The organism is Pelomonas sp. CA6 (assembly GCF_022549225.1).
Taxonomy (GTDB): Bacteria; Pseudomonadota; Gammaproteobacteria; order Burkholderiales; family Burkholderiaceae_C; genus Roseateles.
In genome coordinates, this window is the sequence record NZ_JAKZFD010000003.1 from 325,581 (window position 1) to 337,614 (window position 12,034).

10 protein-coding genes are annotated in these 12,034 nt (G+C 68.8%); 7 read left to right on the forward strand and 3 right to left on the reverse strand.

Going from position 1 to position 12,034, the window contains the following annotated elements:
* A complete protein-coding gene (locus LZ017_RS07455) occupies positions 1 to 468 on the forward strand; it encodes a DUF1854 domain-containing protein (protein ID WP_241395973.1) in 468 nt (155 codons plus the stop codon).
* Positions 469 to 531: 63 nt separating this feature from the next.
* Here LZ017_RS07455 and LZ017_RS07460 read toward each other — a convergent pair whose 3' ends face one another.
* Complete coding sequence (locus LZ017_RS07460) at positions 532 to 2,097, reverse strand: methyl-accepting chemotaxis protein (protein WP_241395974.1); 1,566 nt, start codon at positions 2,095 to 2,097, stop codon at positions 532 to 534.
* Positions 2,098 to 2,336: 239 nt separating this feature from the next.
* Between LZ017_RS07460 and LZ017_RS07465 the strand changes: the two genes are divergently transcribed.
* The 6 genes from LZ017_RS07465 (at position 2,337) to LZ017_RS07490 (ending at position 9,366) form a co-directional block, all read left to right on the forward strand.
* Positions 2,337 to 3,515: an isovaleryl-CoA dehydrogenase gene (locus LZ017_RS07465; RefSeq protein WP_241395975.1), complete on the forward strand. Its 1,179-nt coding sequence runs from the start codon at positions 2,337 to 2,339 to the stop codon at positions 3,513 to 3,515.
* 212 nt (positions 3,516 to 3,727) lie between these two features.
* On the forward strand, positions 3,728 to 4,429 hold the full coding sequence (can, locus tag LZ017_RS07470) for a carbonate dehydratase (RefSeq protein WP_241395976.1): 702 nt from the start codon (positions 3,728 to 3,730) through the stop codon (positions 4,427 to 4,429).
* A gap of 28 nt (positions 4,430 to 4,457) precedes the next feature.
* Entirely contained in the window at positions 4,458 to 6,263 is a 1,806-nt protein-coding gene (gene aceK, locus LZ017_RS07475) for a bifunctional isocitrate dehydrogenase kinase/phosphatase (RefSeq protein ID WP_241395977.1), read from the forward strand.
* A 27-nt stretch (positions 6,264 to 6,290) separates the two neighbouring features.
* Positions 6,291 to 7,469: an acetyl-CoA C-acyltransferase gene (locus tag LZ017_RS07480; protein WP_241395978.1), complete on the forward strand. Its 1,179-nt coding sequence runs from the start codon at positions 6,291 to 6,293 to the stop codon at positions 7,467 to 7,469.
* Positions 7,470 to 7,506: 37 nt separating this feature from the next.
* Positions 7,507 to 8,175 (forward strand): SDR family oxidoreductase, encoded by a 669-nt coding sequence (locus LZ017_RS07485; RefSeq protein WP_241395979.1) that lies wholly within the window; start codon positions 7,507 to 7,509, stop codon positions 8,173 to 8,175.
* Positions 8,176 to 8,235: 60 nt separating this feature from the next.
* Positions 8,236 to 9,366, forward strand: a complete 1,131-nt coding sequence (locus tag LZ017_RS07490) for an acyl-CoA dehydrogenase family protein (protein WP_241395980.1) — start codon at positions 8,236 to 8,238, stop codon at positions 9,364 to 9,366.
* 24 nt (positions 9,367 to 9,390) lie between these two features.
* Here the strand turns inward: LZ017_RS07490 and LZ017_RS07495 are convergent, their stop codons facing one another.
* Both LZ017_RS07495 and LZ017_RS07500 read right to left on the reverse strand, forming a co-directional pair.
* Complete coding sequence (locus LZ017_RS07495) at positions 9,391 to 10,293, reverse strand: ZIP family metal transporter (protein WP_241395981.1); 903 nt, start codon at positions 10,291 to 10,293, stop codon at positions 9,391 to 9,393.
* Between the two features lie 246 nt (positions 10,294 to 10,539).
* Positions 10,540 to 11,952 (reverse strand): lyase family protein, encoded by a 1,413-nt coding sequence (locus LZ017_RS07500; RefSeq protein ID WP_241395982.1) that lies wholly within the window; start codon positions 11,950 to 11,952, stop codon positions 10,540 to 10,542.
* Positions 11,953 to 12,034: the final 82 nt, after the last annotated feature.

Below are 12,034 nucleotides of genomic sequence, written 5' to 3' on the forward strand. Positions count from 1 at the left end.
ATGACGACGATTCAAAGCCTCAGCCGCAATGCCTTCGGCCTGCTGGAACTGGTGGATGCGCAGGGCCAGCGCCACGAGGGCGTGACGCCGGTGCGCGCGCACCCGCTGTCGGCGCCGGAGGAGGGCATCGCCCTGGTCGGCAGCGACGGCCACGAGCTCGCCTGGATCGACCGGCTGGACCAACTGCCCGCGGCGCCGCAGGCCCTGCTGCGCGAGGAGCTCGCGGGCCGCGAGCTGACCCCGGTGGTGCAGCGCCTGCTGGCCGTGTCGACCTTCTCCACGCCCAGCCAATGGACGGTGGAGACCGACCGCGGCACGACCGATTTCATTCTGAAGAGCGAAGAGGACATTCGCCGCCTGGGCGATGGCCGGCTGCTGATCGCCGGCAGCCATGGCCTGCACTATCTGGTGGCGGACCGCTTCGCGCTGGACCGCCACTCGCGCAAGCTGCTCGAGCGCTTCCTCTGACCCCCGCCGGGGCTGGAGGCGGCGCCGCGGGGCGCCGCGCTGCCAGCCCGGCGGCGGGCCGGATCAGCTCAGCTTGAAGGTCGCGACCGCCTCGCTGAGGCGATGCGCCTGTTCGCGCATGGACTGCGCGGCGGCGGCCGACTCCTCCACCAGCGCCGCGTTCTGCTGGGTCATTTGATCCAGCTGGGTGACGGCCTGGTTGACCTGCTGGATGCCGTCGCGCTGCTCGCTGGCCGCGGCGGCGATCTCGCCGATCATGTCCGAGACGCGGCGCACCGCGGCGACGATGTCCTGCATGGCCTGCCCGGTCTGCTCCACCAGCGTCGCGCCTTGTTCGACATTGCCCACCGAGGTGCCGATCAGGCTCTTGATCTCCTTGGCCGCCTCGGCCGAACGCTGCGCCAGGCTGCGCACCTCGCCGGCCACGACCGCGAAGCCGCGGCCCTGCTCGCCAGCGCGGGCGGCTTCCACCGCGGCGTTCAGTGCCAGGATGTTGGTCTGGAAGGCGATGCCGTCGATCACGCCGATGATGTCGCCGATCTTGCGCGAGCTGTCGGTGATGGCCTGCATGCTGTCGGTGACCTGCTGCACCACCTCGCCGCCGCGCTGCGCGGCCTCGGCGGCGGAAACGGCCAGCTGGTTGGCCTGACGCGCGGTGTCGGCCGACTGCGCGACGGCGCCGCTCATCTGCTCCATCGAGCTGGCGGTCTGCTGCAGGTTGGACGCGGTCTGTTCGGTACGCGCGGACAGGTCATGGTTGCCCTGCGCGATCTCGCCGGCCGCGGTGCTGATTGAGTCGGTCGCGGCGCGCACCTGGCCCACGGTGTCGCGCAGCGAGTCCACCATCTGCTGCAGCCGGCCCAGCAGGCTGGTGTGGTCGCCGGTGCGCAGGCTCAGCGCCAGGTTGCCCTGGGCGACGTCGGTCATCGCCGCCATGGCGACCGAGGGTTCGCCGCCCAGCTGCTTCAGCACGCTGCGCACCACCGCCATGCCGACGGCCGCGACCCCCAGCAGCACCAGCAGGCCCAACCCGATGCGCGACAGCGCCTCGCTCATCACCAGGGTCTTGATGTCGTCCATGTACAGGCCCGAGCCCACCATCCAGTCCCAGTTGGGCACGCGCTTGACGTACTGCAGCTTGTCCACGGCCTCCTTCTGGCCGGGGCGGGGGAACTGGGTCTCCACATAGACCTGGCCGTCCGGGCTGCTGCGCATGCCGGCGACCAGCTTGGCGATGATGTCCTGGCCGCTGCCGTCCTTGACCTGGCCCACCATGTTCTTGCCGGCCCATTCGGGCTTGAACGGGTGCATCACGCTGACACCGTCCAGCGTCCAGGCGTAGAAGTACTCGGTCTTGCCGTCCTTGCCGCCATAGCGGCCCAGACGTATGGCTTCCTTGGCCGCGGCCTGCGCGGCGTCCTGGCTCAACTTGCCGCTGGCGGCCTGCTCCTGGTAGGCCATCACCAGGCTGTGCATGGACTCGACCGAGAGCTTCAGGGCCACTTTGCGGCCCTCCAGAATCTCTTGGTAGGACTGGTAGGCACTCATGCCGACCAGGATCAGCATGCCCGCCATGGCGGCCAGGACCAGCAGTGCGATGCGCTGCTTGAAACTCACGGGGCTGTTCATCGCGACGTCTCCTTGAACTTACTCTTGTGTGCGGCCGGTGGACCGGGCGCTACGCGCATTCTTGTGGCGTTGAACGTATGTTGATCGCAGAAAAAGACGAGTTGAGTGAACCTGATCACTGCAGTTGGTGCAATGCACAACTTTTCCTCATCCGGTCCTACAATTGACGTTTACGTAAACGTCACTCAAGCGACAGATCCGGTCCGCGGACGCGTCGCCATAAAACCAGGAGACACGCGATGAACCTGCCCGGACTGAACCATCAACTCGGCGAAGACATCGACGCGCTGCGTGACGCGGTGCGCGATTTCGCGCAGGCGGAGATCGCGCCGCGGGCCGCCGAGATTGATCGCAGCGACCAGTTCCCGATGGACCTGTGGCGCAAGATGGGCGACCTGGGCGTGCTGGGCATCACCGTGGCCGAGGAATACGGTGGCGCCAACATGGGCTACCTGGCCCACATGGTCGCGATGGAGGAGATCAGCCGCGCCAGCGCCTCGGTCGGTCTGTCCTATGGCGCGCACAGCAATCTGTGCGTGAACCAGATCAAGCGCAACGGCAGCGAGGCCCAGAAGCAGAAGTACCTGCCCAAGCTGATCAGTGGCGAGCATGTGGGCGCGCTGGCGATGAGCGAGCCGGGCGCCGGCTCCGACGTGGTGAGCATGAAGCTGCGCGCCGAGGACAAGGGCGGCCACTACCTGCTCAACGGCAGCAAGATGTGGATCACCAACGGCCCGGACGCCGACACGCTGGTCGTCTATGCCAAGACCGAGCCCGAGCTGGGTGCGCGTGGCATGACCGCCTTCCTGATCGAGAAGGGCATGAAGGGCTTCTCCATTGCGCAGAAGCTGGACAAGCTGGGCATGCGCGGCAGCCACACCGGCGAGCTGGTGTTCCAGAACGTCGAGGTGCCGGCCGAGAACGTGCTGGGCCAGGTGGGCGGCGGCGTCAAGGTGCTGATGTCGGGCCTGGACTACGAGCGCGCCGTGCTGGCCGCCGGCCCGATCGGCATCATGCAGGCGGTGATGGACAACGTCGTGCCCTATATCCACGACCGCAAGCAGTTCGGCCAGAGCATCGGCGAGTTCCAGCTCATCCAGGGCAAGGTGGCCGACATGTACACCGTGCTGCAGGCGGCGCGCGCCTTCTGCTACACGGTGGGCAAGAACCTGGACATGCTGGGCAGCGACCATGTGCGCCAGGTGCGCAAGGACTGCGCGTCGGTGATCCTGTGGTGCGCCGAGAAGGCCACCTGGATGGCCGGCGAGGGCATCCAGATCTTCGGCGGCAACGGCTACATCAACGAGTACCCGCTGGGCCGGCTGTGGCGCGATGCCAAGCTCTACGAGATCGGCGCCGGCACCTCCGAGATCCGCCGCATGCTGATCGGCCGCGAGCTGTTCGCCGAGACGATGTGATGTCCTCGGCCGTGGCCCAGCCGCAGGAAGCGCGACCCGAGGTGCCCGGGCGCGAGGCCTTGATGCGGGTCACGCACTGGGGCCGGCGGGACGAGCCCGGGATCGGCCCGCTGTACGCTCCGATGCTTGCGTGGAATGCCGCGTCCCACGGCCTGGCCCTGGGACGCGGAGCACGCCAGCGCACCGCAAGACGGCAATAGGACAATGACGGCATGAGCACCTCCCAACTCCAAGACCTGCTGGACAACAACAAACGCTGGGCCGACAAGACCGAGGCCCGCGAGCCCGGTTTCTTCTCCCGGCTGCTGAACCAGCAGACCCCGCAGTACCTCTGGATTGGCTGCGCTGACAGCCGCGTCCCCGCCAACGAGCTGGTGGACCTGCTGCCCGGCGACCTGTTCGTGCACCGCAACGTGGCCAACGTGGTCGTGCATTCGGACCTGAACTGCCTGTCGGTGATGCAGTTCGCGGTGGATCAGCTGAAGGTCAAGCACATCATCATCGTCGGCCACAGCAGTTGCGGCGGCGTGCGCGCGGCGCTGCAGGACATGCGCGTGGGGCTGGTGGACAACTGGCTGCGTCACGTGCAGGACGTGCGCAACCACCACCAGGAATGGCTGGACAGCCTGCCGCAGGACCAGCGCGTCAACGCGCTGTGCGAGCTCAATGTGCTGGAACAGTCGCGCAACGCCTGCCAGACCACGGTGGTCCAGGACGCCTGGGCGCGCGGCCAGTCGGTGGCCATCCATGGCTGGGTTTACGGCCTGCACAACGGGCTGCTGGAGGACCTGAGCATGACGGTGGCGCGGCCCGAGGACGTGCAGCCGGCCTTCCAGCGCTCGCTGGCGCTGATCAAGCGCCGCTTCGGGCAGCCGCAGAGCCAGCCCGCGCACGACGCGGTCCCGACACGCTGACGCCCACGCCCCGCCGCCAGGAGCCGCCATGTTCCCGCAGAAGCTCACCGACGCCCGCGCCTTCCTGATCGCCAGCGCGCTGCTGGAGGGCTTCAACAAGCATTACCGGCTCTTTCGCGCCACATCGGCGCAGGCCAAGAAGCGCTTCGAGCAGGCCGACTGGCATGGGCAGCAGCGCGCGCAGCGCGAGCGCATCGAGTTCTACGACATGCGCGTGGACGAGGCGGTGGCGCTGCTGGAAGAGCGCTTCCAGACCAGTCGTTTGCCGATGGAGGTCTGGCAGCAGGTCAAGCTGCACTACATCGGGCTGCTGACCAACCACCACCAGCCCGAGCTGGCCGAGACCTTCTTCAACTCGGTCTGCACGCGCATCCTGCACCACAGCTACTTCCACAACGACTTCATCTTCGTGCGTCCGGCGGTGTCCACCGAGTACATCGAGAACGACGAGCCGGCGGCGCTGCCCACCTACCGCGCCTACTACCCCAGCCGCGAGACGCTGCGCGACACCATGATGCGCGTCATCTGGAACTTCCAGCTGGAGCGCGAATTCGAGGATCTGGGACGCGACATCGACTGCGTGCTCGGCGCGGTGCAGCGCGAGCTGGGGCTGTTCCGCTGGCGCACCAACTTCCAGATTCAGGTGCTGTCCAGCCTGTTCTACCGGAACAAGGGCGCCTACGTGGTGGGCAAGATCATCAACGGCTTCACCGAGACGCCGTTCGCGCTGCCCATCCTGCACAACGAGCAGGGCCTGCTGTACATCGACGCGGCGCTGTTCGGCGAGGACGACCTGCTGATGCTGTTCAGCTTCGCGCGCGCCTACTTCATGGTCGACATGGAGGTGCCCAGCGCCTATGTGCAGTTCCTGCGCTCGATGATGCCGCGCAAACCGCGCTCGGAGATCTATTCGGCGCTGGGGCTGCAGAAGCAGGGCAAGAACCTGTTCTACCGCGACTTCCTCTATCACCTGCGCCACAGCAGCGACAAGTTCCGCATCGCCCCCGGCATCAAGGGCATGGTGATGCTGGTCTTCGACCTGCCGTCCTATCCCTTCGTGTTCAAGGTGATCAAGGACTTCTACCCGCCGCAGAAGGAAACCACGCGCGAGCTGATCCAGGGCAAGTACCTGCTGGTCAAGACCCACGACCGGGTCGGGCGCATGGCCGACACGCTGGAGTACACGCGCGTGGCCTTTCCGCGCCACCGCTTCGAGGACGAGCTGATCGCCGAGCTGAAGCATTTCTGCCCCAGCCTGATCGAGGAAAACGGCGACGACCTGGTCATCAAGCACCTCTACATCGAGCGCCGCATGGTGCCGCTGAACATCTACCTGCAGGAGGCCACGCCGGCCCAGCTGGAGCATGCGGTGGTCGAGTACGGCAACGCGATCAAGGACATGCTGGCGGCCAATATCTTCCCCGGCGACATGCTGTGGAAGAACTTCGGCGTCACCCGCCACGGCAAGGTCGTGTTCTACGACTACGACGAGATCGAGTACATGACGGACTGCAACTTCCGTCGCGTGCCGCCGCCGCGCAACGAGGAGGACGAGATGTCTGGCGAGATCTGGTACCAGGTCGGCCCGCGCGACGTCTTCCCCGAGACCTTCGGCCCCTTCCTGCTGGGCCATCCCGGGGTGCGCGAGGTCTTCATGAAGCACCATGCCGAGCTGCTGGACGCCGCCTTCTGGCAGGCGCACAAGGAGCGCATCCAGTCCGGCCATGTGCACGACGTGTTCCCCTACGACCCGCACAAGCGGTTCTATGTCAAGTCCGCCGCCCCGGTGGCCCAGGCGCCCGAGCCCGAGCACCGCGAGTTGCCCATCCAGTAACCCCCGACACCACCCAAGGAGCTGTCCATGTCCGATTCCATCGTCATCGTCTCCGCTGCCCGCACGCCCATAGGCGGCCTGCTGGGCGACTTCGCCAACCTCGCGGCCTGGGAGCTGGGTGCGGTGGCCATCAAGGCCGCGGTGGAGCGCGCCGGCGTGCCCGGCGACGCCATCCAGGAAGCCTTCATGGGCAACTGCCTGATGGCCGGCCAGGGCCAGGCCCCGGCGCGCCAGGCGGTGCTCAAGGCCGGCCTGCCGCAGTCGGTCGGCGCCGTCACCCTGTCCAAGATGTGCGGAGCCGGTATGCGCGCCGTGATGTTCGCCCACGACACGCTGAAGGCCGAGAGCGCCGACATCCTGATCGCCGGCGGCATGGAGTCCATGACCAATGCCCCGCACCTGATGTTCGCGCGCAAGGGCGTGAAGTACGGCGCCACGCAGATGTACGACCACATGGCGCTGGACGGCCTGGAAGACGCCTATGAGCGCGGCAAGGCCATGGGCGTGTTCGCCGAGCAGTGCGTGGCCAAGTACAGCTTCAGCCGCGAGGCCCAGGACCAGTTCGCGATCGCCTCCACCGAGCGCGCCAAGCGCGCCAACGAGGACGGCAGCTTCGCCTGGGAGATCGCCCCGGTGACGCTGGCCGGCAAGGGCGGCGAGCTGCAGGTCGGCAAGGATGAGCAACCCTTCAAGGCCAAGCTGGACAAGATCCCCGGCCTCAAGCCCGCGTTCAAGAAGGACGGCAGCATCACCGCCGCGACCTCGTCCAGCATCTCCGATGGCGCCGCCGCGCTGGTGCTGATGCGCGAGAGCACCGCCGCCAAGCTGGGCGTCACGCCGGTGGCGCGCATCGTCGGCACCGCGGTGCATGCGAACGCGCCGGAGTGGTTCACCACCGCGCCGGTGGGCGCGATCCAGAAGCTGCTGGCCAAGAACGGCTGGGACGCCAAGAGCGTGGACCTGTGGGAGGTCAACGAGGCCTTCGCGGCCGTGACCATGGCGGCGATGGCCGAGTTCAAGCTGCCGCACGAGATCGTCAACGTCAACGGCGGCGCCGTCGCGCTGGGCCACCCGATCGGCGCCTCCGGCGCGCGCATCCTCGTCACGCTGCTGGGCGCGCTGAAGCACCGCGGCCTCAAGCGCGGCGTCGCGTCGCTGTGCATCGGCGGCGGCGAGGCGACCGCGGTGGGCGTGGAGCTGATCTGATGAGCCAGCCGCAGCGACGCCCGGGAGTGCGCTAGGCATGGCCCAGGTCCTCATCATCGGTGCGTCGCGCGGCATCGGCGCGGAGTTCGTGCGCCAGCACCTCGCCGCGGGCGACCGCGTCGTGGCGACGGCGCGCGACGAGGGCGCTCTGGCGCGGCTGCGCGCCAGCGGCGCGGGCGCGATCCGGCTGGACGTGGCGGACATGGTCAGCATCGCCGGGCTCGCCTGGCAGCTGGACGGCCACCAGTTCGATCGCGTGGTCCATGTCGCGGGCCTCTACGGTCCGCGCACCCAGGGCCTGCAGCCGCCCAGCGAGACGGACTTCGACGCCGTGATGCATGCCAACGTGCTGGGTCCCATGCGCGTGATCCCGCAGATCCTCGATGCGCTGGCGCCCGGCGCGCGCATCGGTCTGCTGTCCTCGCGCATGGGTTCGCTGGCGCTGCGCGCCAACGCCGCCGGCTGGCTCTACCGTGCCTCCAAGGCCGCGCTGAACTCGGTCATGAAGGACATCGCGCTGAGCCTGGACGGACGGGCGCTGTGCGTCAGCCTCCACCCGGGCTGGGTGCGCACCGACATGGGCGGCGATGCGGCCGAGATCGACGTGCAGACCAGCGTGGCCGGCATGCGCCGCACGCTGGACGAGCTGACGCCGGCACACAGCGGCGGCTTCTTCAATCACGACGGCAGCCCGCTGCCCTGGTAACCACGGCGCGCCGCGCACGCCCTGGCGGCCGCCCATCCTTCTGATTCCCTGGACTCCACCATGCTTCTTTCCGACGACCACCGCGCCGTGCAGGATGCCGTGCGCGCCTATGTGCAAGACCAGATCGCGCCCAAGGCGGCCGAATGGGACAAGACCCACCACTTCCCGGCCGCCGAGCTGAAGGGCCTGGCGGCTCTGGGCTGCTACGGGGTCGCCGTGCCCACCGAATACGACGGCGCGGGCCTGGACTACCTGGCGCTGGCCATCATCCTGGAGGAGGTCGCGGCCGGCGACGGCGCCACCTCCACCGTGGTCAGCGTCAACAACTGCCCCGTGTGCTCCATCCTGATGGCCTTCGGCAACGAGGCGCAGAAGGAACAGTTCCTGAAGCCACTGGCGCGCGGCGACATGCTGGGCGCCTTCTGCCTGACCGAGCCGCACGTGGGCTCGGAGGCTGGCGGGCTGAAGACCACCGCGGTGCGTGACGGCGACGACTACGTGCTCAACGGCGTCAAGCAGTTCATCACCAGCGGCAAGAACGGCGACGTGGCCATCGTGATGGCGGTCACCGACAAGGCCGCCGGCAAGAAGGGCATCAGCGCCTTCCTGGTCCCCACGCGCACGCCCGGCTACACCGTGGCGCGTATCGAAGACAAGATGGGCCAGCATGCCAGCGACACCGCGCAGATCCTGTTCGAGAACTGCCGCGTGCCCGCCGCCAACCGGCTGGGCGACGAAGGGCAGGGGCTGAAGATCGCGCTGTCGGGCCTGGAGGGCGGCCGCATCGGCATCGCCAGCCAGAGCGTGGGCATGGCGCGCGCCGCCTTCGAGGCCGCGCTCAAGTACAGCAAGGAGCGCGTCGCCTTCGGCGTGCCCATCTTCGAGCACCAGGCCATGCAGCACAAGCTGGCCGAGATGGCGACCCAGATCGAGGCCGCGCGCCAGCTGATCTGGCATGCCGCCAGCCTGAAGGACGCCGGACTGCCCTGCCTGAAGGAAGCGGCGATGGCCAAGCTCTTCGCCAGCGAAATGGCCGAGAAGGTCTGCTCCGCGGCGATCCAGATCCACGGCGGCTACGGCTATGTCTCGGACTTCCCGGTGGAGCGCATCTACCGCGACGTGCGCGTGACGCAGATCTACGAAGGCACCTCCGAGGTGCAGAAGATCCTGATCGGCCGCGCGCTGGTCTGATCCAGGCCGCGGCGCCGGGTGCCTTCAGCCCAGCGCCGTGTCCAGCACCATCATCAGCGCAAAGCCCAGCATCAGGCCCTGGGTGGCCCAGCGCTCGTGGCCCTGGCGGTGCGACTCGGGGATGATCTCGTGGCTGATCACGAACAGCATCGCCCCCGCCGCGAAGCCCAGGCCCCAGGGCAGCAGCGCGGGCCATTGCGACACCACGCCGACACCCAGCAGCGCGCCCAGCGGTTCGACCAGACCCGAGGCCATGCCCAGTGCCATCGCGGGCGCGCGCGCATAGCCCACCGCCATCAGCGCCGCGGCGATCACGAAGCCCTCCGGCAGATCCTGGATCGCGATGGCCAGGCTCAGGCGGCTGGCGCTTGGCGTGTCGCCGCCGGCGAAGGCCACGCCCATCGCCAGCCCCTCGGGCAGGTTGTGCAGCGTGACCGCCATCGCGAACAGCAGCGCGCGCCGCGAGCGCCGTGCCTGGCCCGCGCAGGCGCGGCCTTCGCGGCCCTTGATGAAATGCTCGTGCGGCAGCCAGCGGTCCAGCGCCATCAAGGCCCAGGCGCCCAGCAGCAGCGCGAGCGCCAGCTGCAGCGCCGCGGAACCGGCGCCGCTGGCGGTCCGCGCCGCGGCCAGTCCGGGAAGAATCAGCGAGAAGGAGCAGGCGGCCAGCATCACGCCGGCGCCGAAGCCGGTCAGCGCGTCCTGCACGCGCGCCGGGAGCTGGCGCGTGCCCAGCGCGGGCAGGGTGCCCAGCGCCGTCGCGGCCGCGGCGATCAGACCGGCCAGCAAGGCCTGCCCCAGGCGCGCGTCGTGGGTCGAGGCCAGCGCCTGCCAGGCCTCGCCGGCCAGCAGGCCCAGGCCGGCCGCCAGGATCAGCCCGCCCAGCAGCAGGCGGAGATGGCGGAGTGCGGGCGCGGTGGCGGAAAGCATGGGCGAGGATGGGCCGTGAAGTCCTTGGGCAAAAAGAGGGGGCGGACCGTCAGCTTGTGTTGCGCCAACCCGATCACGGACCGCCCCCGGCAGAGCATGGGCTGCTTCTCCCTCCCCAGGGGGCCGGACCGGCCACACCTCTCCAGCTCGCAGCGTTCTTGTCGTTTGTTGGGAATATAAATGAGAATCAATCTCAAATGAAATGACCGACAAACCCGAGGGGCAAGGCGTGCGCCTCGTCTGGGTTCAGCGTGGAGGGGGCTCGGGCGTCGCCAGCCGGGCCGGATCCAGCAGGGTCTGCAGTTCCTCGCGCGACAGCGGCGTCATCTCGGCGGCCACGTCCAGGATGGGGCGGCCCTGCGCATAGGCGGCCTTGGCGATCTCGGCGGCGCGCAGATAACCGATGCGCGCATTCAGCGCCGTCACCAGGATGGGGTTGCGCGCCAGTGCGCGCTGCAGCGCCTCGTCGTTGACGCGAAAGCCGCGCAGCGCCTGCTCGTCCAGCGAGCGGCAGGCGCGCGCGAGCCAGGCGGTGGCATCGAGCAGATTGGTGGCCACCAGCGGCAGCATCACGTTGAGCTGGAAATTACCGGACTGGCCGGCCACAGTGATCGCCGTGTCCCAACCGATGACCTGGGCGCAGGCCATGGCCACCGCCTCGGGCACCACCGGGTTCACCTTGCCCGGCATGATGCTGGAGCCGGGTTGCAGCGCAGGCAGCGTGATCTCGGCCAGGCCGGCCAGCGGGCCGGAGTTCATCCAGCGCAGGTCGTTGGCGATCTTCATCAGCGTCACGGCCAGCGCCTTCAGCGCGCCGGACAACGCCACCGCGGTGTCCACGCTGGACAGCGCGGCGAAGAAGTCCGGCGCCGGGCGCAGCGACAGCCCGCTGAGCTGGGACAGCTCGACGGCAAAGCGCTCGGCAAAGCCCGCCGGCGCGTTGACGCCGGTGCCCACCGCGGTGCCGCCCTGGGCCAGTGCGCTCAGCGGGCCGTTCAGCAGGTCCTGCAATTGCTCGCGCCGGGCGCGCAGCTGGGCCGCCCAGCCGCCCAGCTCCTGGCCCAGGCGCAGCGGCATGGCATCCATCAGATGGGTGCGGCCCGTCTTCAGGTGATGGCCAGCGTCGGCCATGCGCGTGGCCAGCGTGGCCTGCAGCGCATCCAGCGCCGGCAGCAGCTCCTCGTGCAGCGCCAGCGCCGCGCTCAGGTGCAGCACGGTGGGGATGCTGTCGTTGCTGCTCTGGCTGGCGTTGACATGGTCGTTGGGGCTGATTTCGCGCCCGCCAAGCTGCTGCGAGGCCAGCCGGGCGAGCACCTCGTTGGCGTTCATGTTGCTGCTGGTGCCCGAGCCGGTCTGGCAGACGTCGATCGGAAAATGCGCCATCAGCCCCGGCGATTCGCTCAGGCCGATCGCGCATTGGGCGATGGCCTCGGCCACCTCGCCCGGTAGCTGTCCCAGCGCCGCGTTGGCGCGCGCGGCGGCGGCCTTCTGCAGCAGCAGCGCCTCGACGAAGGCGCGCGGCAGGGGGCGCTGCGCAATACCGAAGTTCTGCACCGCGCGCTGGGTCTGCGCGCCGTACAGCGCGTCGCCGGGCACGGCGACCTCGCCCATGCTGTCGCGCTCGACGCGGGTGGCGGAAGAAGGGTGGGGGGTGTTCATCGCGGCTCCCTGTGGGTCTGGACCGGGCAGCACCGGGCCGCCCTGGGCCATCTTGGAGCAAGCCGCTTGCCGCAGACAAGCC

Excerpts from the sequence above, each read along its gene's own strand:
- LZ017_RS07485 (WP_241395979.1), top strand. The coding sequence starts at position 7,507 with ATGGCCCAGGTCCTCATCATCGGTGCGTCGCGCGGCATCGGCGCGGAG.
- LZ017_RS07460 (WP_241395974.1), bottom strand. The coding sequence starts at position 2,097 with ATGAACAGCCCCGTGAGTTTCAAGCAGCGCATCGCACTGCTGGTCCTG.
- can (WP_241395976.1), top strand. The coding sequence starts at position 3,728 with ATGAGCACCTCCCAACTCCAAGACCTGCTGGACAACAACAAACGCTGG.
- LZ017_RS07455 (WP_241395973.1), top strand. The coding sequence starts at position 1 with ATGACGACGATTCAAAGCCTCAGCCGCAATGCCTTCGGCCTGCTGGAA.
- aceK (WP_241395977.1), top strand. The coding sequence starts at position 4,458 with ATGTTCCCGCAGAAGCTCACCGACGCCCGCGCCTTCCTGATCGCCAGC.
- LZ017_RS07495 (WP_241395981.1), bottom strand. The coding sequence starts at position 10,293 with ATGCTTTCCGCCACCGCGCCCGCACTCCGCCATCTCCGCCTGCTGCTG.
- LZ017_RS07480 (WP_241395978.1), top strand. The coding sequence starts at position 6,291 with ATGTCCGATTCCATCGTCATCGTCTCCGCTGCCCGCACGCCCATAGGC.
- LZ017_RS07490 (WP_241395980.1), top strand. The coding sequence starts at position 8,236 with ATGCTTCTTTCCGACGACCACCGCGCCGTGCAGGATGCCGTGCGCGCC.
- LZ017_RS07465 (WP_241395975.1), top strand. The coding sequence starts at position 2,337 with ATGAACCTGCCCGGACTGAACCATCAACTCGGCGAAGACATCGACGCG.
- LZ017_RS07500 (WP_241395982.1), bottom strand. The coding sequence starts at position 11,952 with ATGAACACCCCCCACCCTTCTTCCGCCACCCGCGTCGAGCGCGACAGC.